1 protein-coding gene is annotated in these 408 nt (G+C 75.2%); it reads left to right on the top strand.

The genetic code is table 11. From position 1 onward, the window contains the following. Positions 1 to 408 (top strand): Rieske (2Fe-2S) protein (locus Q0L15_RS21430; RefSeq protein ID WP_296606789.1); only part of this gene is annotated, 408 nt, incomplete at both ends.

Genomic DNA, 408 nt, shown 5'->3' with positions numbered 1-408 from the left:
GTCGACGCCGGCGCGTTCGCCCGGGAGCGGGACGCGGTGCTGTACGGCGAGTGGTTCTGCGTCGGACGCGTGGCCGACCTCGGCCTGGACCGGCCGGGCCGGGTCGCGGTCGTCGATGTCGTGGGGGAGTCGGTGCTGGTCACCAGCGACACCGGCGGCGCACTGCACGCGGCGTACAACGTCTGCCGGCACCGCGGCTCGCAGCTGTTCACCGCCCTGCCCGGCGCGGCGCCGGTCTGCACCGCCGCCGGGTCGCTGCGCTGTCCCTACCACTCGTGGACCTACGCGCTGGACGGGTCGCTGCTGCGGGCGCCGCACGCCGACCTGGCACCCGACGAGATGCCGGACTTCCGGCTGTCGCCGGTGGCCGTCGACACCTGGGCGGGGTTCGTGTTCGTGCACCTCGGC

Origin of the sequence: Nocardioides sp. (assembly GCF_024509035.1) — a bacterium.
In the GTDB taxonomy this organism is placed as follows: Bacteria; Actinomycetota; Actinomycetes; order Propionibacteriales; family Nocardioidaceae; genus Nocardioides.
This window is presented reverse-complemented; position numbering and strand designations above follow the sequence as displayed.